At 41.5% G+C, this 22,523-nt stretch carries 19 protein-coding genes; 10 read left to right on the top strand and 9 right to left on the bottom strand.

All coding sequences use genetic code 11. The features are described 5' to 3' along the window. Positions 1 to 364: 364 nt before the first annotated feature. The 5 genes from BP74_RS17330 (at position 365) to porN (ending at position 7,396) form a co-directional block, all read left to right on the top strand. Positions 365 to 2,431, top strand: coding sequence for a thioredoxin domain-containing protein (locus tag BP74_RS17330; RefSeq protein ID WP_496375992.1), 2,067 nt, complete (start codon positions 365 to 367; stop codon positions 2,429 to 2,431). 87 nt (positions 2,432 to 2,518) lie between these two features. Beyond that, a complete protein-coding gene (gene porK, locus BP74_RS17325) occupies positions 2,519 to 3,892 on the top strand; it encodes a T9SS ring complex lipoprotein PorK/GldK (protein ID WP_496375990.1) in 1,374 nt (457 codons plus the stop codon). Positions 3,893 to 3,999: 107 nt separating this feature from the next. After that, positions 4,000 to 4,755: a type IX secretion system motor protein PorL/GldL gene (porL, locus tag BP74_RS17320; RefSeq protein ID WP_496375988.1), complete on the top strand. Its 756-nt coding sequence runs from the start codon at positions 4,000 to 4,002 to the stop codon at positions 4,753 to 4,755. A gap of 73 nt (positions 4,756 to 4,828) precedes the next feature. Continuing rightward, positions 4,829 to 6,367 (top strand): type IX secretion system motor protein PorM/GldM, encoded by a 1,539-nt coding sequence (gene porM / locus BP74_RS17315; protein WP_496375986.1) that lies wholly within the window; start codon positions 4,829 to 4,831, stop codon positions 6,365 to 6,367. A 12-nt stretch (positions 6,368 to 6,379) separates the two neighbouring features. Beyond that, positions 6,380 to 7,396, top strand: a complete 1,017-nt coding sequence (porN, locus tag BP74_RS17310) for a type IX secretion system ring subunit PorN/GldN (RefSeq protein ID WP_496375984.1) — start codon at positions 6,380 to 6,382, stop codon at positions 7,394 to 7,396. Positions 7,397 to 7,606: 210 nt separating this feature from the next. Here the strand turns inward: porN and uvrC are convergent, their stop codons facing one another. The 5 genes from uvrC to gpmI all read right to left on the bottom strand — a co-directional run bounded on the left by uvrC (position 7,607) and on the right by gpmI (position 13,732). Continuing rightward, positions 7,607 to 9,427 (bottom strand): excinuclease ABC subunit UvrC, encoded by a 1,821-nt coding sequence (uvrC, locus tag BP74_RS17305; protein ID WP_496375982.1) that lies wholly within the window; start codon positions 9,425 to 9,427, stop codon positions 7,607 to 7,609. A 12-nt stretch (positions 9,428 to 9,439) separates the two neighbouring features. Then, positions 9,440 to 10,042, bottom strand: a complete 603-nt coding sequence (locus BP74_RS17300) for a hypothetical protein (RefSeq protein WP_496375980.1) — start codon at positions 10,040 to 10,042, stop codon at positions 9,440 to 9,442. Between the two features lie 78 nt (positions 10,043 to 10,120). Beyond that, on the bottom strand, positions 10,121 to 11,425 hold the full coding sequence (locus tag BP74_RS17295; protein WP_496375978.1) for a hypothetical protein: 1,305 nt from the start codon (positions 11,423 to 11,425) through the stop codon (positions 10,121 to 10,123). A 25-nt stretch (positions 11,426 to 11,450) separates the two neighbouring features. Beyond that, positions 11,451 to 12,026 carry an RNA polymerase sigma factor gene (locus BP74_RS17290; RefSeq protein ID WP_496375976.1) on the bottom strand — a complete coding sequence of 192 codons (576 nt, stop codon included), beginning with the start codon at positions 12,024 to 12,026 and terminating at the stop codon, positions 11,451 to 11,453. Positions 12,027 to 12,202: 176 nt separating this feature from the next. Next, positions 12,203 to 13,732: a 2,3-bisphosphoglycerate-independent phosphoglycerate mutase gene (gene gpmI / locus BP74_RS17285; protein ID WP_496375974.1), complete on the bottom strand. Its 1,530-nt coding sequence runs from the start codon at positions 13,730 to 13,732 to the stop codon at positions 12,203 to 12,205. A 128-nt stretch (positions 13,733 to 13,860) separates the two neighbouring features. On the opposite strand from gpmI, the gene BP74_RS17280 reads away from it, so the two are divergent. The 3 genes from BP74_RS17280 to BP74_RS17270 all read left to right on the top strand — a co-directional run bounded on the left by BP74_RS17280 (position 13,861) and on the right by BP74_RS17270 (position 15,599). Next, the gene (locus BP74_RS17280) at positions 13,861 to 14,247 is read left to right on the top strand and encodes a DUF4783 domain-containing protein (RefSeq protein WP_496375972.1); all 387 of its coding nucleotides are present in this window, start codon (positions 13,861 to 13,863) and stop codon (positions 14,245 to 14,247) included. Positions 14,248 to 14,376: 129 nt separating this feature from the next. Continuing rightward, positions 14,377 to 15,237, top strand: coding sequence for a carboxylating nicotinate-nucleotide diphosphorylase (gene nadC, locus BP74_RS17275; protein WP_496375970.1), 861 nt, complete (start codon positions 14,377 to 14,379; stop codon positions 15,235 to 15,237). A gap of 17 nt (positions 15,238 to 15,254) precedes the next feature. Continuing rightward, positions 15,255 to 15,599 (top strand): translation initiation factor, encoded by a 345-nt coding sequence (locus BP74_RS17270; RefSeq protein WP_496375968.1) that lies wholly within the window; start codon positions 15,255 to 15,257, stop codon positions 15,597 to 15,599. Positions 15,600 to 15,621: 22 nt separating this feature from the next. Here the strand turns inward: BP74_RS17270 and BP74_RS17265 are convergent, their stop codons facing one another. Together BP74_RS17265 and BP74_RS17260 are read right to left on the bottom strand one after the other, a co-directional pair. Beyond that, entirely contained in the window at positions 15,622 to 16,710 is a 1,089-nt protein-coding gene (locus BP74_RS17265) for a T9SS type A sorting domain-containing protein (protein WP_496375966.1), read from the bottom strand. 133 nt (positions 16,711 to 16,843) lie between these two features. Next, a complete protein-coding gene (locus BP74_RS17260; protein WP_496375964.1) occupies positions 16,844 to 18,295 on the bottom strand; it encodes an NADP-dependent isocitrate dehydrogenase in 1,452 nt (483 codons plus the stop codon). A 213-nt stretch (positions 18,296 to 18,508) separates the two neighbouring features. Here BP74_RS17260 and apaG point away from each other — a divergent pair, with 213 nt between their 5' ends. After that, a complete protein-coding gene (gene apaG / locus BP74_RS17255; protein ID WP_496375962.1) occupies positions 18,509 to 18,895 on the top strand; it encodes a Co2+/Mg2+ efflux facilitator ApaG/CorD in 387 nt (128 codons plus the stop codon). Positions 18,896 to 19,018: 123 nt separating this feature from the next. On the opposite strand, the gene gldB is transcribed toward apaG, so the two are convergent. Continuing rightward, positions 19,019 to 20,026 carry a gliding motility lipoprotein GldB gene (gldB, locus tag BP74_RS17250; protein WP_496375960.1) on the bottom strand — a complete coding sequence of 336 codons (1,008 nt, stop codon included), beginning with the start codon at positions 20,024 to 20,026 and terminating at the stop codon, positions 19,019 to 19,021. A gap of 76 nt (positions 20,027 to 20,102) precedes the next feature. Here gldB and BP74_RS17245 point away from each other — a divergent pair, with 76 nt between their 5' ends. Next, positions 20,103 to 21,905: an NAD+ synthase gene (locus BP74_RS17245; RefSeq protein WP_496375958.1), complete on the top strand. Its 1,803-nt coding sequence runs from the start codon at positions 20,103 to 20,105 to the stop codon at positions 21,903 to 21,905. Here the strand turns inward: BP74_RS17245 and BP74_RS17240 are convergent, their stop codons facing one another. Further along, a complete protein-coding gene (locus tag BP74_RS17240) occupies positions 21,906 to 22,361 on the bottom strand; it encodes a lipocalin family protein (protein ID WP_496375956.1) in 456 nt (151 codons plus the stop codon). Between the last annotated feature and the right edge of the window lie 162 nt (positions 22,362 to 22,523).

The following is a 22,523-nucleotide window of genomic DNA, read 5'->3' as shown; positions in this document are numbered from 1 at the left end:
AACCAATATCGTCCGGCAACAGCAGCAGAGGTAATCCTCATCTTCCAACTGCTGTGCCTCCCTATCCCTTTACACAGTTATCTAAACACTACCCAATCACTCTGCTATTTCGGCCTAATCAAATAGCACTATCAACCAACTTTATCCTATGGATCAGCCATATATGTACCGGGAATTTACCGCCTCTTTAAAGGGGCGGTTCAAAGGCGTTTCAAAGGCGGTTCAAAGGCGGCTCAAAGGCGGTTCATACTAGTCGGAAGTGGGGTATTTGTGTAGGCTTCATTTGCTCATCTATGGATGTAGATCATAGGAAAATTCTTAATGGATAAAAATTCTACCCATTATCTCCACCTAACTTTGTCATATGCACCCTTTTTCCAACCGGCTCATTAATGAATCAAGTCCTTACCTGCAACAGCATGCTCATAATCCTGTGGACTGGTATCCCTATAGTGAAGAAGCATTTCATAAGGCAAAAGAGCAGAATAAGCCAGTGCTGGTAAGTATAGGTTATTCAGCCTGCCACTGGTGCCATGTAATGGAAAGAGAAAGCTTTGAAAATGAGCAGGTTGCTGCCATCATGAACGAGAACTTCATCAATATCAAAGTAGACAGGGAAGAGAGGCCAGATGTGGATCACATTTATATGGACGCCGTCCAGGCTATCAGTGGTAGTGGAGGCTGGCCGCTGAACGTTTTTTTAACTCCGGAAAAAAAACCATTTTATGGGGGCACCTATTTTCCACCACAAAGAGCATTTAACCGTGCTTCATGGACAGAAGTTCTATTATCTGTTTCAGAGGCTTTTAAAGAGAAAAATGAAGAAATAGAAACCCAGGCCAATAATCTCACTGAACATTTAAAATCTTCCAATTTATTTGGAACTGTAAAGGGTAAGGATAAAGCTGATTTTAACAAACAAAGTATAGTAGAAGCTTTCCAAAACATCATGAGGGCAGCAGATCTGGAATGGGGTGGATTTGGCAAGGCTCCAAAATTTCCACAAACATTTACGATATCCTTCCTGCTCCAGTACCATCAACTGATTGAAAAACATAATGTTGCTGGTAGCGAAACTGGCGGATTTCCTGCACTGCAACAGGCATTAATCAGTTTAGATAAAATGGCACAGGGTGGCATATATGACCAGGTGGGGGGTGGGTTTGCCCGGTATTCAACTGATACGGAATGGCTGGTACCACATTTTGAGAAGATGTTATATGACAACGCTTTACTGATAATAGCCTATGCTGATGCCTATAAATTGACCGGCAATAAATCCTATCTAAAGATCATTGAAGAAAGCTTCAGTTTTATTGAAAGAGAATTAATGCATGGATTAGGGGGTTTTTACAGTGCACTGGATGCTGACAGTGAAGGGGAGGAGGGCAAGTTTTATACCTGGACCTATGAAGAGGTATGGGATATACTACAGGATGATACCGAAGTATTTTCAGGTTTTTATGATATAAAGCCCGGTGGAAACTGGGAAGGGAAATCGATACCATGGATTAAAATACCCCTTGCTGAATATGCCAGCCAGCATGGTATGGAAATCGCTGATTTGGAAGAAGTTATTGCCCGCGGCAAAACAAAGCTTTTAAGGGAGCGGGCTAAAAGGCAACGCCCTTTGTTGGATGATAAGGTTTTGTTGGGATGGAATGCCCTTATGAACATGGCATATACCCGGGCATATGCAGCTACAGGAATTATGCATTACAGGTCTGTGGCAGAGAAGAACATGGAGTTTTTATTGCGTGCCTTCCGGGCAGAGAATGGAGGCTTTTACCATACCTGGAAGGAGAACACGGCAAGGTTCCCGGCCTTTTTGGATGATTATGCCAACCTTATTGCGGCCCTGGTTGAATTGGGACAGGTAACTGCTAATTTTCATTGGTTCGACATTGCCCGTGATGTAACTGAATGGGTTTCAACGCAGTTTTCAGATGAAGACTCGTTATTTTTTTATTTTACCAGCCTGCAACAAGAGGATGTGCTGGTACGCAAAAAAGAGATCTATGATGGAGCCACCCCTTCAGGCAATTCGATCATGGCGCGCAATCTTTATAAACTTTCCATCATATATGACAGGGCTGACTGGAGGTCAAGATCTGAAGCGATGACGACAACTCTCGGGGAGGTCATTTTAAAGTACCCGACCTCTTTTGGTGTATGGCTTTCACATTTATTTGAAATTATTTTTGGTACAAATGAGATTGCGGTTTTGGGCAAAGGCGCGCAAATGTACCTGGGAAAAATACTAGCCCTTTCCATACCCTTCGAATTGGTGATGGGGGCTGAAAAACCCGATCCAAAGTATCCTTTACTGGCTCAAAAGCCAGATTCCGAGGGTATTTGCATCTATTTGTGCAGAAATTACGCATGCCGCCAACCTGTAGATTCCGTAGCCGGTTTGCTTGATCTACTATAGTGCAATAATTTTTAAACTGTTGCCACAATAATCATATTAATGAACCGTTTTTGATGGTACGCCTAAAAATTTTTAGGCCACTTGGAAATGAGAAAAATAAATTTTAACCTTGTGTTATCGTTGATCTCAAAACGTTATATTTGCCCAATACCCTTGAGTATGAAAATGAAAAACCACTACTACACTCTAACTGCACTTGCAGCTACAATCCTATTTGCAAGTTGTGGAATCATCGGAAAAAAAGACAAAGGCGGAATGCTACCGAACGACGGTCAGCTGCATGGAATTGCACCTGGCAATAAGTACGTCCTGCCCAAGCCTCCCGGAATGGTGTACATTCCGCAGGGAACCTTTCATATGGGGCCCAGCGATGAAGATCCTGCTTATGCATTCAGTGCCCGTAACCGCTCTGTGTCGATCAGTGGTTTTTGGATGGATGCCACCGAAATCACCAACAATGAGTACCGCCAGTTCGTTTGGTGGGTAAGAGACTCCATTGCTGCTAAAAAATTAGGCTATGTAAAAGCTGATGGCGACGGCAATGAGTATGTTGATTGGAATAAAATGAAGACGGTAAAATGGAATGATCCAAAGGTGATGGAGCAAATGGCTGACCTGATCCTGGCTCCGGAAGACCGCATTTTTGGCAAAAAAGAAATCGATGCCTCCAAGCTGATCTACCATTCAGAGACATTTGACCTGAAGGAAGCAGCTAAGAGAGAAAACGCCAATAAACCCCGTTCTGCTTTCCTTATCAAGAGAGATGAGAAGATCTACCCCGATACATTGGTTTGGATCCGTGACTTCTCTTATTCTTATAATGAGCCGATGACCAAGCGTTACTTCGCTCACCCGGCTTTTGGTAATTATCCTGTTGTAGGTGTAAACTGGAAACAGGCGAGTGCATTCTGTGAGTGGAGAACTCAATACCTGAACTCCTGGCTGGAATCTAAGAAAAGAGCACAGGAATCAGATTTCAGGCTTCCAACAGAAGCACAGTGGGAATACGCTGCACGCGGTGGCCGTTCTCAATCTATGTTCCCATGGGGTAACTATTATTTAAGAAATAAAAAAGGTTGCCTGCTGGCTAACTTCAAGCCAGGCCGCGGTAACTATCCTGAAGATGGTGGATTTTACACGGTTCGTGCCGATGCTTACTGGCCAAACGATTTTGGTCTGTATTGCATGAGTGGTAACGTTGCCGAGTGGACCTCCTCTATTTATTATGAAGGATCTTATACGTTCCAGCACGATATGAACCCGGATGTTCGCTGGAATGCCAAAGATTCCGATCCTCCCAAAATGAAACGTAAAGTAATTCGTGGCGGTAGCTGGAAAGATGTGGGTTATTACCTGCAGACCGGTACCCGCACTTACGAATACCAGGACTCAACAAAATCTTATATAGGCTTCCGTACGGTAATCGATTTACCTGCGCAGTCTGGTGGTCGTCGCAAATAATTTTATAATACATATTGATGTGTTAGAGGTTTTTGCGACCTCCTTTCACCTTATTTCTATTAGTACCGAAAATTTATAACCAACCATTCTTTTAAAAACAATGTCTTATGGCAGCAGCTATCCCTCCTAAAGTAAGTAAAATCGTAGACGTATTCGTATCTATCGCAGCCGCAGTAGTTATCTGGGGTGCATTAAGAAAGATCCTTCACGCACCAGATGCCGATATCTGGTTGAAAATAGGTTTGACAACGGAAGCCTTGGTGTTCCTTGTTTATGGTATCCTGTATTTACGTTATCCTGCCATTGATGAGCATCCTGCCCACACAGCAGCCACTGCTCCTGGTGATGTATTAGGATCTTTAGACAAGGCCATGCTGGCAGCTGATATCACACCAACAAACCTTAACCGTCTTGGTGAAGGATTTAAAAAACTGAATACTACCATCAGCAATATGAATGACATCACTGATGTAGTAGCAGCAACAGGTGACTATACTCAAAAAACAAGAGAAGTTACCCAGGCATTAGGCAGCGTTAAAGATGCCTATGTTAATGCAGCTAATTCAGTAGGCGCATTCAATGCTGCTTCTGATGGCGCAAGAATTTTCCACGACCAGATCCAGGTATTGACTAAAAACCTGTCTTCATTGAATACAATTTATGAACTGGAATTACAGGAAAGCAACAACCACCTGAAAGCTTTGAACCAGTTCTATGGTAAGTTGGCCGAGGCTTCCAGCGTAATGATTGGAACAGCCGATGATGCCAAGAAAGTACAGGAGCAGGTTTCAACATTAGGTAACAATTTAGGTAGGCTGAACAATATCTATGGCAATATGCTGAGTGCTATGCAGGGAAGATAATATCCGACCAGTATACACGTTATATAAACCAACCGAAAAACCATTCTTTAAGCGACTAAATAATTGAACCTATATGTCTCTACCTAAAGAGCCACGGCAAAAGATGATCAACCTGATGTATTTGGTGCTAACAGCCCTGTTAGCTCTGAACGTATCGGCGGAGATCCTGAATGCCTTCAAAACCGTAAATCGTAGTTTAACCAATACTAACAATACGATCAATCACTCTACTGAAACGATCATCGGGTCGCTCCAGGATAAAATGTCACAGCCTGAATCAAGGCCAAAAGCCGAGATCTGGTTGCCAAAAGCTCAATCTGCTGTTGCCCTGACAAAGGACATGAACACGTATATTGAGAATTTGAAGAGTGAGATCATGAAAGCTGCTGAATTTGATCCTGTAAAGAACGGTGATTCATCTTTTAAGCAGGATAACCTTGACATCGCTACCCGTATAATGGTAGAAGAAAAGAAAGGTAAAGATCTGCACGATCGTTTAGCCAAGTATAAAAAAGATCTTCTCGCCATTGATCCGCTGATCGCTAAAGAGTTTGAGAACTCACTGCAGATCGACCTGGGCGTACCTCCTACACAGGATAAAGGAAATAAGACCTGGGAGCAGGCTTACTTCCACATGGTACCTACAGTTGCTGCTGTAACTATGCTGATCAAGTTTCAAAATGACGTTAAGACATCTGAGAACAGGGTAGTAGCTTTCTGCCATGAGCAGGTTGGTAAGGTAACAGTCCGTTACGACAGCTTTGGAGCTATCGTTGGACAAAGCACCAATTACCTGATGCCTGGACAGGACATCGAGATCACTGCAGGTGTGGGAGCTTTCAGTAAGGCTGCCTTACCTCAAATTTCAATTGCCGGCCAGGGAGCACCTCTTGACCAGGATGGAGCCGCCCGTTTGAAGTTAGCCGGTGGTGGTATTGGTAAACATACCATACCAGTTCATATAGTTTACAAAGACCAGGAAGGAAAAGAGCAGGTCATTGATAAAACTATTGAGTACACTGTAGGACAAGCCAATGCTTCTATCGCTCTTGATAAAATGAACGTACTGTATATTGGTGTTGACAACCCTGTAACGATCGCTGCCAGCGGTGGAGGTGATGATAAAGTTCAGGTAGGCATCAGTGGAGGCGGTGGTTCTATCAACCGCGTAGGAGCAGGTAAGTATGTTGTGCGTGTGAATAGTGTTACAGATGATGCCAAGATCACGGTTTCCGTTGATGGAAAAGTGGCTGGTGTCTCCCAGTTCCGTGTTCGTACCATTCCTGATCCGGTGGCTACCATTGGTGGTTATGCTTCAGGTGAGAACATCAATGCCGGTGCCTTTAAAGCGCAGGCTGGTGTGGGTGCTTATATCAAAGACTTCCCTTTTGACTTAAAATATGGTGTTACCAGTTTCTCTATCACTATTGATAATGATGAAGGAGATGTGGAAACAGCAGATTGCACTGGTAATACATGGAATGGTAAAGCCCAAAGCATGATCAGCAGGCTGGTGAAACCAGGTAGGTTGGTTACTGTGGATGGTATCCGTGCAACCGGTCCTGATGGCAGGTCAAGGAAGTTGCCTTCATTAGTATATTATATTAAATAAAACAGGTTGAAGATGAAAAACCATATGATAAAGGTTTGCTTCTCACTAGTTCTTGGATTGTTGTTTATCAATGCTGATGCGCAGCGCACCAGCAGGAAAAGAGCAGCAGGCGGTAATGCGCCAGCGACCCAGGGAGTGCAACAAACCGAACAAAATAATGATGTGAAGCCTCCTTCGGGATATAATCCTTATGGAAATATTCCTGTCGAAAGAGATTCTACCAGCAATACCAATGGAGTGGTGAAGAAATCTCTTCGTCCTGATGGAGCCGTAGATAAAAGCTTTATCAATGAGCGCACACCGCTTCCATATGAGCACCTTCGTTGGGATGATGCCCTTTATTCCGAGAAAGTTTGGCGTGAGCTGGACTTAAGGGAAAAAATGAACCAACCCTTCCGCTTTGAAGCTGAGGATGATAATGGAAGCCAGATGTTCTTCGACATTTTGATGAATGCCATCAAAAAAGACAGCGTGGTTGCCTTTTCAGATGACCGTTTCACTACGCCTTTAGGTAGTCAGGAAATGGGTACTTTAACTTCCGGTGGCCCACTGGATACCAATGCTGTGAGAGATCCTAATGATCCCAATAAGATCGTTAAATGGGTAGTATCCCAGGAAAGCTTTGATCCTAAGGCTATTACGAAGCTACGTATCAAAGAAGAGTGGGTGTTTGACCGTGAAGCCAGCCGCCTGTTTGTTCGTATCCTGGGTATAGCTCCAGTTAAAACAATCCAGAGAGGTAACAGTACACAGAATGAAGTAATGTTCTGGGTTTACTATCCTGATCTGCGTAAAACATTGGCAAAATACGAGGTTTATAATCCAAAGAACCTTGGCTATGGCCGTATGACATGGGAGGAGCTTTTTGAAAGCCGCATGTTCAGCAGTTATATTACCAAATCAACTTTGGATAATCCTGGAAACAAGGTTATTCGCCAAATGATCAAGGATCCTATCCTGGCCTTGCTGGAAGGAGATAATATCAAAGAACGCATATTTAACTATGAGCAAGACCTCTGGTCTTACTAATCAAAGTTGAAACATAAATAACAATCCCACTTCGGTGGGATTTTTTATGTCCGGGCATGCCGTAAAAATATTTTTAAAAAATGTGGTAATTACCTGTAGGAAATGTGGTAAATAGTAGTATTTTTATCTCGGTTTTTCATAGGATATTGGATTTTAAAAACGGGGCTGAATTTCCATTCCGGCCCCTTTATTTTTTTATACCTTCTTGGATCAATAAGGTTTTATAGAGTCTTCCTGGTTAAAAAAGTTCTTAACGATCTTCGCTTTAGATACCCCAACAACTTTAGCTAATTCTTCTTCCGGCTGAAGCCTGATATTGTTCACCGAACGAAATGTTTTTAAAAGAAGGTTTGCTGTGCTGCTTCCTATTCCTTTAATTTCCTGCAAAGAATTTTTGAAAGTGCCTTTACTTCTTTTATCCCGGTGGAAATTGACACCAAACCTATGCACTTCATCTCTTATACGGCGGATCAATTTATGGCTGGCGCTGTCATAAGGAAGTTTCAATGATTCCTGGTCACCCACAAAAAATAATTCTTCTTCATTTTTAGCCAGGCCAACCAACGTCATTTTTCCCTGGAGGGATAATTCTTCGATAGCTTCATTTGCAGAGGCCAATTGGCCTTTACCGCCATCAATTATTACAAGCTGAGGTAATGGGTCACCTTCGGTCTTTAGCCTTTTATATCGCCTGTAAATAGCCTCTTTCATGGTAGCAAAGTCGTTGATGCCTTCAACCGTCTTTACATTAAACAGCCGGTAATCTTTTTTACTTGGCTCCCCATTTCTAAAGCACACCATAGCAGATACAGGGTAGCTTCCCTGGAAGTTAGAGTTATCAAAGCACTCTATATGCACGGGCACGCCAGGCAACTGCAGATCATCCCTGATCTGAAGCAACACATTATAACGGTCAGCGTCTTTAACGCCCAGCAGCATTCGCTCTTTAGCCCTGAGACTGTCAATAAAGTATTGAACATTCTTTTCTGAAAGTTCCACCAGCTTTTTCCTGTCACCACCTTTTGGAATGGATATATCCACGCCAGGCTCTGGGTATTCAATGGGAAAGGGTACAATGATCTCTTTAGCCTCGCTGTTAAAAGTGGAACGCAATTGGGCTATTGTGAACTCCAGCACTTCCTCTACACTTTCATCCAGGTGCGTTTCTACCTTCATTGTCTTTGTCTGAATTATGGTGCCGTTCTGTACCATCAAATAATTGACATAGGCTATTTCACCTTCTTTTTGAATGGAAAAGACATCCACATCCCCCAAAGAAGTATTCATTACAATTGAGCGTGACTGGTAGTTTTCGAGGTATTGGATCTTTTTCCTGGCATTTTCAGCTTTCTCAAATTCCATTAATTCCGCATGGTATTTCATCTCGTTCCTGAAATGCTGTACCACCAGGCTTAGTTTTCCCCTTAGTATGTTCTTGATCTGCCCAATGTTTTCATTGTAATCTTCTTCTGACTGGTGGGCTTCGCAGGGTCCTTTACAATTACCCAGGTGGTATTCAAGGCAAACTTTGAACTTGCCTTTTTCGATATTCTTTTGTGTCAGGTTGAGAGGGCAGGTGCGCAAAGGGATGGTCTGCTTAATAAAATTAAGTAGCTCCCTTACCTTATTTACTGAGGTATAGGGGCCAAAGTATTGAGAGCCATCTTCAATCTTCTGACGGGTGAGGTAAACCCTGGGAAAGGGTTCATTTTTAATGACAATATAAGGATAGGTCTTATCGTCCTTCAGGTTGATGTTAAACAGGGGCTGGAATTGTTTGATCAGGGAATTCTCCAGCAAAAAGGCATCCTGCTCGGAGTTGACAATGGTAAATTCGATCTTCCTGATGCGTTTTACCAGTTCGTGCGTTTTATAACTACCCAGTGTTTTATTGAAATAGGAACCTACTCTTTTTCGGATATTTTTTGCTTTCCCTACATACAGGAGCTCATTAGAACTGTCATAATATTTATAAATACCGGGGTATGAAGGGAGCGTCGAGGCTATATTTTGAAATTCTGTCTGCGTCATTATCTGTTACTACTACATATTTGCATGGTCAGAAAAATCATTCCAGATCACTTCCATTTTTTTTATTTTTTCTGGCTGGTTGGCTTTCTGAACCTTGGTAATAATGGTAAACCTTTTCCCGGCATACCATACCATGTTTTTTTCTATTGATGAATCTTTTGCAGATTCTAAAGTATTAATAATAATATTTTGCACCTCGCTATTACCCGATTCATTGGTAGGATTTAACATTACATCTTCCCTTCTCACTGTGTTATCTTCAACAGTTGTAGTATAGCTCAGTATCACCTTATTCAGGACATCATCAAAGGTTTTGGTTTCCTGGTAGTCATCCTTCCATTTGGAAGATGCAATATCAGGCAGCTCTAAAAAGTCTTTTGCATACTTCCTGAAATCTTCTCTTTTAATATAGGTGGTTTGTTTGTTGGTATCAATCGTCTCTACCTTAACAATACGGTATAAGGAGGTATCAATATTATTAATCTGTCCTTTGATAAATGAAACCACCGGAAAAAAGCTGGCATCCTTTTCTTCCTGATTTTTTTCCGGGGAAGCTTGGTTCTTACATCCGGTAAAAAAAATAAAAGCGCCAACAATAAACAGAAATCTATTCATGGGGTAAAATTACAATCCTATAAAACGAAAACCCTGCGAACTTGTTGCAGGGTTTACAAAAGCAATTAGTATAGCGATCTATCGGTTATTCAAAGAAACCCCTACTTTCAATCCAAAGTCAAAAAGATTCTCCTTTACAGGATACTTGTTGATAAAACTGGAGAGGAGTTGATAGCGAACCTGGGGGCCAACCTGCCAATTGAGTTGACCAGTTGAATATCCAACAAAAGTTTCCAGGGAGGTATTGACGTTCCAGCGACGTACCAATTGTGGCACTTCCACATAACTTTTATAATCTGTAGAGATCATAAACGCCCTGTCGCCCAACACATAGGTAGGTTGAACAGTGGTAGCCACCCCAAATTGAACCTTGTCATTGCCACTCAACCTCATTTCTACACCAACAGGGGCAGATATCTGGATATAATAGTTTTGAAGCCAGTCGGATTTATAACCCGTTGTGCTGTTACTATATCTTGAATAGGTATTTAAAGAATCCGGCCGGTTATTGGTTCGTCCATTGAACATAATGGTGGCAACAGAGGAAGTGAATGATGAATAAGCTTTAATGTCGTAACGGTTGACATTAAATTGAAGCCCGCCTAATAGCTTCAGGTTATTCGTTAAAGGATATTTTGCAGCCATTCCCAGTTCAAATCCGATGTTCGGCTTGTGAGTGACCACTGTATTGACATCATATATAAGTGCCGGGGCATAATTAGGATTAGTTGTTGGCTGGGAGCGAAGGAAAGATTTGTTCTCACCAAGTTTGCGGTAACTTACCGTTGGAGTAAAGTAAAACTGGAAGCCAACCTTTTTCTTCAACTTCAGAGGTTTAAAACTATTGGTAACGCTTTCAATGGTAAGGGGATAGTTGATGCCAACTTTAGGCGGTTCTGCAGCCTGGAATTTTGTATCAGCATTGTTATCAAAATAACTATCTACAATTGTTGGAGAAAATTCTGTGGCTCCAGGGAAATCTTGATGTTGCTGTTCAAAATTGTTATTTGTACTTATAGCATTTTGAAGGGCACTGACACGGACAGGTTTAGGCTGCGCAGCAAGCTGTTTTTGTCCACTGCCAGTTGTTGATCCTCCGGGTCGGCCTTGTATAGCGAAGTTTTCCTGGCTGGTGGTAGCACGACCAGCTAAGGAAGATTGTAAAGGTGTTTTAGAGACCGGACCAGATTGCCCGATAATAAAGTATCCAAATGTTGCTATAGTTAGAAAAAAAGCGCCTAATGTAAATCCGAATCTTCTTCGTCTTTTATTAAGGTGGCTGGTAACACCTTTCCATACCTTTGCCGAGGGTCGCATACGCAATCCATCAGCACTTTGACGAAGGAACTCTTCAAAGTTTTCATGTGTAAAATTTCTCTTCATAAATCAGTCAAGGTTTACGGATGGGTTATCTCGCGGCAGCAGCTATCAGGGGCTCCTCCTTTGGTTTATATAATATATTCTTCCTGATCAAAACGTCTTCTAACATGGCTTTTGCACGGGTATATTGGCTGCGGCTGGTACTTTCTTCTATATCCAGCATCCCGGAAATTTCCTTATGCGAAAATCCCTCAATGGCATACAGGTTCAAAACGGTGCGGTATCCAATGGGCAACATGCGAATACATTCTACTACTTCTTTTGCCTGGATAATGGATGGGATACTTTCTTCCCTTACCTGTAAGCTGCTGGCATGAATGAGATCTACACTTTCATTAAATCGTTTGTTCTTCTTAAGAATGTTGATGCAGGTATGGACAACAATTCTCCTGATCCATCCTTCAAGGGCTCCCCTGCTTTCAAACGTATGGATCTGTGAGAATACTTTTATCATCCCTTCCTGTAACATGTCTTCTGCATCTTCGCGATTATGAGCATAACGATAACAAACCACCAGCATCTTGGCACTAAACTTTTCATAGAGTGCTTTTTGAGCTGCAGCATTGTTTTTTAAACAACCTTGCAATATGGCTTCCTCGGTCATACTTTTACTTTGGTTGCCTGTAATTTAGACAATTTTTTTGTTGAAATGCTGCACCCTTTGTCCGTTTCTTGTAAAAATAAAGGCGGCCATCAGCCACCTTAATTGAGTATCAGAACCTATTGTTTTTGCTGTTCACCGTTTCATATAGCATCAAATTACACGCACCCTGTACAATATCAATTATCTATGAGTACTGTGCCGGTCATTTCCACCGGGATCTCCAATCCCATCATTGTCAGAATAGTTGGTGCCAGGTCACCTAACTTACCTGGTTGAATGTTGCCTTTCCATTCCTTGTCAATAATAAAAAATGGCACCAGGTTCAGGGTATGTGCTGTATTGGGTGATCCATCCTCGTTGATCATATAGTCTGCATTGCCATGATCGGCAGTCAGGAAAACGGTATAACCATGTTGTAATGCTGCGGTGACAACTCTTTTCACACATGTATCAACGGTTTCAACTGCTTTTATCGCAGCTTTCCAAATTCCGGTGTGTCCAACCATATCTGCGTTGGCATAATTCAGGCAAATAAATGAAGCTTCTTCTTTTTCAATTTCAGGCACAATAGCATTGGTTACTTCAAAGGCGCTCATTTCTGGTTGCAGGTCATATGTGGCCACTTTAGGGGAAGGACACATTAACCTGCATTCTCCTTCAAAAGGCTTTTCCCTTCCACCGCTGAAAAAGAAGGTCACATGTGGGTATTTTTCCGTTTCTGCAATACGAATTTGTTTCAATCCATTTTCTTCTATTACTTCTCCAATTGTGTGATTCAGGTTGTCTGTTTCAAATATGACGTGTACATTTTTAAAAGTAGCGTCATACTCAGTCATAGTGGTATAATGCAAGGGTAAAGTATGCATATTGAATTGAGGGAAATCCACCTGAGTTAGCGCTTTCGTGATCTCCCTGCACCTGTCTGTTCTGAAATTGAAACAGATCACGGCATCTCCACCTTTTATAGTAGCAACTGGTTCCCCGTTTTCAGAAGTGAGTACAGTGGGCTTTATGAACTCATCTGTAATATTTTCACTGTAAGAATTTTTTATGGCTTCAACAGGGTCATTGGCTTTTTCCCCAATTCCATTTACCATGGCATCATAAGCGAGTTTCACTCTTTCCCACCTGTTATCCCTGTCCATAGCATAATAGCGGCCATTTACGGTGGCTACCTGCCCCACGGTATTGCGTGCATGCTCAACTAATTCTGTAATAAACTCCAGGCCACTTTTAGGGTCACAGTCCCGACCGTCGGTAAAGGCATGGATGTATACCTGCTGTAAAGCATGTTCCTGACACAATGAAAGGATTGCTTTCAGGTGGTTTATGTGTGAATGAACGCCTCCATTACTGACAAGACCAAGCAGGTGAAGGGGCTTGTTATTGTTCTTGGCATAAAGGATGGAATCCAATATGACTTTATTTTTAGCCAGCATGCCTTCACGAATGGCAACATTTATTCGTTGTAATTCCTGGTACACAATGCGGCCGGCTCCAAGGTTCAAATGACCTACTTCTGAATTACCCATTTGTCCTTCCGGCAAACCAACGGCTTCACCGCAGGTTGTTAAAGTACTGTTAGGGTACTTTGCATATAAAGAGCTGACAAAGGGAACATTTGCGTGCTGAATGGCGTCTGAAGAAGGAACTTTTCCTAAACCCCATCCATCCATAATAACTAGTATAACTTTTCTTTTCGGCATAGTCTAAAGTATATGAAATGGTGCAAAGCTATTAAAACGTAAAGGTTTTGTTTATTTTAGTATGCAAACCAGCGCACCAAAACTATGGCACATTTTTCGTTCATGCAGGCGCGAACAAACCGATGTATATGAAATATATTTTTACTCTTAGTTGTGCAGCTTTATTTTTCACCCTTGCCGCCTTCAAAAACCTCACTGGTTTGGAAGATGTTATAGGGGCATTGAAAACAGGTAATGCTACTGAGCTTTCGAAGTATGTTGATGATAATATCGAGATCTCACTACCTGATAAAAGCGATAGCTACAGCAGGGCACAGGCAATTATGATCCTCCAGGATTTCTTTAATAATAATGGCGTCAGGGGATTTACTGTAACACACAAAGGTGACAATGGAGGCAGCCAGTTTTGTATAGGATTGCTACTTACCCGATCAGGAAGTTACAGAACAACGGTTTTTATGAAAACCAAGAATGGAAGGCAATTGGTGAAAGAAATTAGATTCCAGTCCATATAGGTACTTAAATCGGTTATCCCGCTTCCTCACAGAAGCGGGATTTTTATGTCCGGGAGACTGCTTTTATTCCTTTTGGTAAATATTCATTTCGACAAACCCAGATGCAGGTCTTAGGGTTATTTTTGCCATATGATAGATTTCGATACCCGTTTGCATAGGCTCATTGATTTTGCATTGACCGAGGATGTAGGAGATGGCGACCATTCTACCCTGTGTTGCATACCAGCCGATGTAAAAGGAAAGGCTGTATTAAAGATCAAGCAGGCTGGTATAATGGCGGGCGTTGATGTAGCCGAGAAGATTTTCCTATATAAGAAACCTGCCGCCCGTTTCATCCGTCATAAAAAAGACGGGGAAACAATGCATGCAGGCGAAATAGCCTTTGAAGTCGAGACCAATGTGCATACTATTTTGCAATTGGAAAGACTGGTATTGAACTGTATGCAACGAATGAGTGGGATTGCCACCCTGACAAGGTCTTATACCGATAAGTTAAAGGGGTATAAAACGCGATTACTTGATACAAGAAAGACTACCCCCAATTTTCGCCTCCTGGAAAAAGAGGCTGTAAGGATCGGTGGCGGTGTGAACCACCGGTTTGGATTGTTTGATATGATCATGCTGAAGGACAATCATATTGATTATTGCGGTGGTATAAAGGAGGCAATTACAAGAGCGCATGAATATGTGCAGCGATACAGGCCGGACCTGAAGATAGAAGTGGAAACCAGGACGCTTGAAGATGTTGCTATGGCAATAGAAACTGGGAAAGGAAAGATACATCGCATAATGGTGGATAATTTTACACCCCGGGATATACAAAAAGCGTTACAACTCATTAACGGGGCTTTTGAGACAGAAGCCAGTGGTGGTATTAACCTGGAAACTATAGAAGAATATGCCGCTACAGGTGTTGATTTCGTTAGCGTAGGCGGATTGATACACCAGGCTAAAAGTCTTGACCTTAGTCTAAAGGCTGTAATAGTTTGACTTGAAAACTGAAGAAAATGTCAAAAAAGAATAAAAGCGATAAAAATGGTTTTGTGTTCAGCACAGATCCCAACTTTCGATTTGAAGAGGAAGAACAGGAGGTAAGGGAAACGCTTATCCCTTCCCAGCAAAAATTAAGGGTAAGAATGGAGACCAAACACCGGGGTGGAAAGACGGTGACAGTTATCCAGTCATTTGTTGGACTACATGATGACCTGGAGGACCTGGGAAAAAAGCTCAAGAATTATTGCGGAACAGGGGGAGCAGTTAAAGATGGAGAAGTAATTATTCAAGGTGACCAGAGAGATAAGATACTGCAATGGTTACAAAAAAATGGCTATACCCAGTCAAAAAAGGTATAGCCGATTTGGTTAAATGGCAAAGTTAGTTTTTAATAAAAGGTCTGCTTGCCTTCGTGTTGCCAAACTGCACCTTAAGAAAATAAAAGCCTGCCGGTAAGCCATTCATAAAAACAGTTTTTTGCAGCGTGGTGCTTTGTTTATTGAGTGTAAATTGCTGTACAAGGGCTCCATTACTACTGTAAATTTCAGCGTTTACAATACCGTTGTCAGGCCCAACCAGTTTTATTTCCATCTGATCTTTCACAGGAATTGGTGACAAGGTCAATCCAATCGGGTTAACAGGACTTGAAGGCATAGGGAAAAGGACAGGCAATCGCTTGTACTGCAACATCCATTCATAAATGTCCAAACCATTCTCTCTCCAATCCTGCCAATAAGTTTGTGTCCAGGCATCGTGGCCACTTCCGGGAAAAATAGTTTTTTTAGCTGGGGGATTTGGTGCCGGTGCTTCATTGATCATATTGATATAATCAACAGTATAGCTAACTGAGATATCCATATCTCCCTGGTTGTGTGTGGCCCAGACAGGAAGGTTTGCAACAGCAATCGTTCTTGCTTTTGCATGATCAGGGAAAGAGGCCTGTGCAGATGTTACAATTGCTGCCACTTTCCTTGCATTTTCGGCGCTGCTACCTACAAAGTCCAATACGTAACCTCCGCCTTTACTTAAGCCTGTCAAATAGATACGTGTAGGATCAACCTTATAATGTTGTGAAACATAGTTCAACATTGTAGCTATTGAACTAACAGCCTGGTCGGTTGCAGGCATTTGAGTGAACTGGGGTGCGATGATAATAAAACTGAAGCTTTGGCCATTAACGGTAAAGGATGTGGGGAAATCATTAAAGCTGATTTGCCTGGTCAGTCCAACCTTTAATAAACGTGGAAGCTGTTCAGCAGTCCCGTCACCAATATCTCCCCCTCCATGAAGGAAAAGGATTAAGGGATATAGTTGGGTACCATTAGGATCATAGCCTTTAGGTAAGTATTCATAATAGCCGTTGGTATAATTGGCCATCGACACATATTTGGGTGTATAAGTTTGTGTAAGGCCCTGAAAAGAATAGCAAAGAAAAAGGGTAACGAAAAGGTTTCGTAGAGGTGTTGCCATAACTGTTAGCATTTTAGGATTATTACAGCAGCAAGGTTAGTGCTGTCTTTCAGAGGAAGGATTTCAGTTAAGGGCAAGTGTAGCCGGGCGGCTATGCCACAAATATAAAAATTAAAACTTCCAATCCTTTAATTTATTGTCCTTGTGCCAGGCTATAAGCTTTTTTGCCACCCCACATATTCAATAGTTCGAGGGAGCAGATCTTGAAATCAGCACTAAGGCTTACATATAAACCAATGATATCCTGTTGGGTAAGTGCCTGTTCATGGATCGCTTCGAACCTGAGGTTATATTGGTTCACAAGATTGGTAAATTTTGAACCTGTCGGCCAAACCTGCGTGCCGCGGTTACTAATGTTGATCAGTTTAAATTTTAAACCACCGTGGTGTACACATTTATCGGCAATGTTATTTGGTTGTTCTACGCTTTCGATAAAGAAATCTACACCTACGATCTTTTCATTTTCTGATTCTTTTGATACCATCATGGCATTGATCTCCAGGTGGCAAACTGCAGGTGTTTCGGGTTGATTGTCCAATAATGGTTTGGAACCGATCTTTGGTGTTTTACCAAAGTTTGAAATGATGGCTTCTGAAAATTGGGTGGTATTGGCGGCTGGTATGGAGCGGTCACCAAAGTCACCTGTATGTATGCCCTGCTCTAACGTATACAAAAGAGCGTTCTCTATAATGGCAGCATCTTCCATCAACCCAAGGTGACGTAACATTGCCAATCCGCTTAACAGAAGTGCAGTTGGATTGGCTATATTTTTCCCTGCAATATCAGGAGCGGTTCCGTGTACTGCTTCGAATATGGAAATATGATCACCGATGTTAGCCGAAGGAGCAAAACCTAATCCGCCTATCAGACCCGCACATAGATCTGATATGATATCTCCCTGCAGGTTCGTCATAACAATAACATCGTATTGGTCCGGCTTTATAACCAATTGCATGGCCAGGTCATCAACGATCTTGTCATCCGATTTCAGTTCGGGAAATTCTTTGGCTACCTCGTAGAAGCATTCCAGGAACAAGCCATCTGTTAATTTCATGATATTGGCCTTGTGTCCGCAGGTAATACGTCTGGCATTTTTTTGCCTGGCCATTTCAAAAGCATACCTGATCACCTGCATGCTGCCTGGCCTGGTTATGAAGCGCCTGCTTAATGCCACATCATGTGTAAGCATATGTTCAATGCCGCCATAGGTATCCTCGATGTTTTCACGAACGATAGTAACGTCAATAGGTATCCCAGCCTTGCTAAACACAGTATCTACTCCATGAAGTGTTTGAAATACCCTTTTATTGGCATAGGTATTCCAGGTTTTCCGCGCGGTAACATTCACACTTTTCACACCTTTTCCTTTTGGTGTTTCCATTGGACCTTTGAATAGTATTCCAAGGCTTTCTATTTTTTGTTGAGCTTCCGGGGTCATCCCATTTGAATATCCCTTATCGAATACCCATTTACCCATTTCCACAAATTCATATCGTAACCCCACATTGGCTGCTTCAAATATCTTTAAAACTGCATCCATTATTTCTGGTCCGATCCCATCACCTTTGGCTACTGCTATTTTCATATATAATCAATTTGTTTTCAGATATCTATACTTATCAATCCAGTAATACTTGTCTTTATTCCCGAACAAAAGATGATTGCAAACAAGTGAATCAAAGACAATATCCTGAGGTTTTTGTGCCGCAAAAATAGTTCTTGTAGAAAGTTTTACTCCAATTAATTCCTTTATAATTTGTGGCAACAACTTTGTTTTACTTTTACCAAAATCAATTGTATGATAAGCATGATTTCGGAAGGTGTAAAGGTCAGCGTGGAAACGTTCTATCAGCAGGATTATTCCAATCCCATGCAGTCGGAGTTTATGTTTGCTTACCGCATAACCATTGAAAACCATAATTCATTTCCTGTTAAACTGAACAGTCGTCACTGGCATATATTTGATAGCGATGGTAGCTACAGGGAGGTAGAAGGAGAAGGTGTGGTAGGAATGCAGCCTGTGATCAGCAGCGGAGAAGAATACCAATATGTCAGCGGTTGTAATTTACATACAGAGATAGGCCGAATGCACGGGACCTATCAAATGGAGAATATCCATAGCAAAGAAATTTTTGAGGTGAGTATTCCTGCTTTTGATATGATCACTCCCTTCAAGTATAATTAATACTCTATAGCGTTTCTCACAAACTGAACATTTACAATGGATTTCTACCTATAGAGTCGGAGTCTTCGGAAACGAAGGCTCTTTTTTTTGACTCCTTGTAACCAGCTACTCAATATCAATTGATCATTTAGGTTTATACTTTGCTTCCTGGAAAATATCCTTTGCAGAGGTTGCCATTACCTGTTGAACAGAAAGGTCAGCATTTTTATCCGCAAATTTTTTTACGATCTGCCAGCCCACCCATTGCCCGATATTTCCTGGTGATGCGCCTTCAGGCATGCCGCGTGTAAAAGGACCTTCTCCAATATAATCCTGTATGATAGCCGGATCAATGGTATAGATATCCGCATTGGTTGTGATAAAGCCCCAGATATTTCCTTCATTTCTTTTTACCCAATCTAATTGTTTAGCTGTAAAACCTGTTTTTAAACTATCTTCTGTGGCTGGTAAAAAATGATCAAGCAGGTACCACTGTTTGCCTTTTATGATCATTTGTTCGATCAATGGACGCCCGGCACTGCTATCCGGATATATATCATCTACAACTGCCTTCATACAATTAGGCGAAATGTATTCTTTGTCAAACCTGCGGGAAATATAGTCCGGGTAAACTTCTACCAGTTGAGGATCTTTATAAACCGAAAAGTTTTTTCCCGCAAATTGGTGTAATCCTATACCAAGGTAATGGGGTGTAAGGACCACGCCCGGCGCATCAAAACTTCCAATAAATGTGATGATGTTAGGAATTTTATAGCTGGGGTAATAGTGTTTTGTGTACTTAAAGCCGGTTGTAAGTTCTTCCCTGAGCCAGTCAAGGTTCTTATATTTCTGTTGAATCGAGTCATTAATTGCATGATAACCTGACAAAATCGATTTAAATACTGGAAAAGAGGCTGGCCCGGCATCCGGAACCCTTAAGATCTGTTGAACATAAAAAGGAAAAAATTCAGGATATTCTTTATTCACCCTGGCAAGCCCTGTATTTAGATTGTTTGTATCTATTTTAAAAAAGTCCTGTTCGAACCTGCTAATTGAAAGTTTTACTTCTATACCAGCAACGTCTGGTTGGTTATTGGAATGCGTACAAGACAACAATAATAAGGATATGGAAAGGAAGGTTAGTGATCGCATGGCGGTTAAACGGCTGGTTTAATAATTTATTACTGAACTTTGATTTTCTATTAATTCAATTGAATAATTAACGAAGATGAAGATTTTCTTAGCCCAGCAAAACTATCATATTGGAAATTTTGAATCAAATGCAATTAAAATAATAGATGCTATCAGGAAAGCTAAAGAAGAAGGAGCTGATCTTGTGCTGTTTTCTGAATTATGTGTATGTGGTTATCCTCCCCGGGATTTCCTGGAATTTGAAGATTTCATTAATGAATGTTACAAAACCATTGATATAATAAAAGAACATGCGGATACAATTGGAGTTTTGATCGGTTGCCCTTCACGTAATCCATTAAAAGAGGGTAAGGATCTTTTTAATGCCGCCTACCTTTTATATGAAAAAGAAATAAAGGCCGAGATCCATAAAACGCTTTTACCTACCTATGATGTTTTTGATGAGAACCGATATTTTGAGCCTGCGTTTGAATGGAAATGCATTGAATTTAAAGGAAAGAAACTTGCTGTAACCATTTGCGAGGATATATGGAACCTGGGAGATAATCCCCTTTACAGGATCACGCCAATGGAGATTCTCATTAAGGAACAACCGGATGTTATGTTGAATCTTTCAGCCTCGCCTTACAACTATGCAGCCGATGTGGTGAGAAGAAGTATCATGAAGGCTCATACGCTGAAGTATGATTTACCCATGCTTTACTGTAATACAGTAGGATCTCAGACAGAAGTGGTATTTGATGGGGGTAGCCTTGTTTATGATATAAATGGCAGCCTGGTAAAAGAGATGAAATACTTCGAAGAAGATTACGCCCTGTTCGATCTTCAAATGCTTTCGGAGAAAAAAACTAATACTACGCCAAGGGTGAACTCCACTGCATTGGCTGAGGCGGTCACCATCAATAAAGACACAGGCATTAACCGTGATGAAGCTTTATTATCCGGGGAAGAAGAGAAAGCCTGGGAAGGGAAATATTATTATTCTGCCAGTGAGGTAGGAAGGGATATGGATACACTGAAGTACCTGATGGATGATAAAAACATCCAGGAGATACATGATGCATTGATCCTTGGGATACGTGATTATTTTACTAAAATGGGTTTCACAAAGTCTACGCTGGGAGCAAGCGGAGGTATAGACAGTGCAGTAGTGCAGGCACTGGCAGTGGAAGCCCTGGGAAAGGAAAATGTCCATGTTTTACTTATGCCTTCAGAATATTCCTCGGGGCATTCAGTTACTGATGCAGAGAAATTATCGCAAAATTTGGGCAACCGCTATGATATAATGCCTATAAAGGATGTTTACCAGAGCTTTCTTTCCACACTCCAGCCTGTATTCAAAGATCTTCCTTTCAGTGTTGCTGAAGAAAATATTCAAAGCCGTACAAGGGGAAACCTTTTAATGGCTGTAGCTAATAAATTCGGATATATCCTGCTCAATACATCCAACAAAAGCGAACTGGCAACGGGATATGGTACCCTTTACGGTGATATGGCAGGTGGCTTGAGTGTTTTAGGCGACCTGTATAAAATGCAGGTTTTTGCTTTGGCTGCATATATCAACAAAAAGGAAGAGATCATTCCACAAAATATCCTGGTGAAGGAGCCTTCTGCTGAACTCAGGCCCAACCAAAAGGATACTGACAGCCTTCCGGATTATGAAATCCTTGACCGGCTATTATTTCAATATATTGAACTGAGACAAGGACCCAAAGAGATCATAGCACAGGGTTTTGATGCCACGCTGGTAAAACGTGTATTAAGATTAGTGAACATGAATGAATACAAACGCAATCAATTCTGTCCCATTATAAGGGTTAGTTCCAAAGCATTTGGTGTAGGCAGAAGGCTTCCTATTGTTGCTAAATACCTTTCCTGATCAATGTTTCAATTGGATCAGCAGGGAAATGGCAGTGCCATTCAGTGTAGTGTCCTTTGAAAAAGACAAGGCAGTCTCGGTAAGGGTAAGTATTTTAAACTGTCCACTTATGCCCAAAATGCCTGCCCCGGTAAAATTCAATAATGTTTCATTATTGGAAAAGCTCCAGTTTACATTTGAGCTTTGAGGATCTGCAGGATCACATTTGGTGGCGCCTTCATCCAGTGTTCCGGTGCCATCTGAGCGAAGTGTAAGTGTATTGTCTGTTTCACAAGTTTGCAATTGAGAGGTAATACTTAGGTCGATGGTTCCGTTTTTATCTATATCAGCTCCTGCATCCTGGTATTTCCAGGCAGATTTGGTGATCAGGTCAGTTTTGGATGCACTGGTGGAACTATCTTTTTTGCAGGAAAATAAGAAAAGTGAGAAACACATGGTAAGGATCAGGAATTTCATAAAGTCAATTTATAATAAAGGTAAATACAGGTAAACATTTAAAAACAAACGTAATCTTACCTGTGATAATTTCGATAAACGATCTTTTGCTATTATTATTGGTTAAAAAATAGGATTTTTAGCTTTGCGGCAAATTATTTGCTAAAGCTCAGTTCGTAAATT

It is taken from the genome of Flavisolibacter ginsengiterrae DSM 18136 (genome assembly GCF_059568575.1).
This window is presented reverse-complemented; position numbering and strand designations above follow the sequence as displayed.

Bases quoted from the DNA above. Each gene is read 5' to 3' on its own strand.
- BP74_RS17280 (WP_496375972.1), top strand. From the start codon at position 13,861: ATGAAATATATTTTTACTCTTAGTTGTGCAGCTTTATTTTTCACCCTT.
- BP74_RS17270 (WP_496375968.1), top strand. From the start codon at position 15,255: ATGTCAAAAAAGAATAAAAGCGATAAAAATGGTTTTGTGTTCAGCACA.
- porN (WP_496375984.1), top strand. From the start codon at position 6,380: ATGAAAAACCATATGATAAAGGTTTGCTTCTCACTAGTTCTTGGATTG.
- BP74_RS17330 (WP_496375992.1), top strand. From the start codon at position 365: ATGCACCCTTTTTCCAACCGGCTCATTAATGAATCAAGTCCTTACCTG.
- apaG (WP_496375962.1), top strand. From the start codon at position 18,509: ATGATAAGCATGATTTCGGAAGGTGTAAAGGTCAGCGTGGAAACGTTC.
- porM (WP_496375986.1), top strand. From the start codon at position 4,829: ATGTCTCTACCTAAAGAGCCACGGCAAAAGATGATCAACCTGATGTAT.
- BP74_RS17295 (WP_496375978.1), bottom strand. From the start codon at position 11,425: ATGAAGAGAAATTTTACACATGAAAACTTTGAAGAGTTCCTTCGTCAA.
- BP74_RS17245 (WP_496375958.1), top strand. From the start codon at position 20,103: ATGAAGATTTTCTTAGCCCAGCAAAACTATCATATTGGAAATTTTGAA.
- gpmI (WP_496375974.1), bottom strand. From the start codon at position 13,732: ATGCCGAAAAGAAAAGTTATACTAGTTATTATGGATGGATGGGGTTTA.
- gldB (WP_496375960.1), bottom strand. From the start codon at position 20,026: ATGCGATCACTAACCTTCCTTTCCATATCCTTATTATTGTTGTCTTGT.
- BP74_RS17265 (WP_496375966.1), bottom strand. From the start codon at position 16,710: ATGGCAACACCTCTACGAAACCTTTTCGTTACCCTTTTTCTTTGCTAT.
- BP74_RS17300 (WP_496375980.1), bottom strand. From the start codon at position 10,042: ATGAATAGATTTCTGTTTATTGTTGGCGCTTTTATTTTTTTTACCGGA.
- nadC (WP_496375970.1), top strand. From the start codon at position 14,377: ATGATAGATTTCGATACCCGTTTGCATAGGCTCATTGATTTTGCATTG.
- BP74_RS17260 (WP_496375964.1), bottom strand. From the start codon at position 18,295: ATGAAAATAGCAGTAGCCAAAGGTGATGGGATCGGACCAGAAATAATG.
- porL (WP_496375988.1), top strand. From the start codon at position 4,000: ATGGCAGCAGCTATCCCTCCTAAAGTAAGTAAAATCGTAGACGTATTC.
- porK (WP_496375990.1), top strand. From the start codon at position 2,519: ATGAGAAAAATAAATTTTAACCTTGTGTTATCGTTGATCTCAAAACGT.
- BP74_RS17240 (WP_496375956.1), bottom strand. From the start codon at position 22,361: ATGAAATTCCTGATCCTTACCATGTGTTTCTCACTTTTCTTATTTTCC.
- uvrC (WP_496375982.1), bottom strand. From the start codon at position 9,427: ATGACGCAGACAGAATTTCAAAATATAGCCTCGACGCTCCCTTCATAC.
- BP74_RS17290 (WP_496375976.1), bottom strand. From the start codon at position 12,026: ATGACCGAGGAAGCCATATTGCAAGGTTGTTTAAAAAACAATGCTGCA.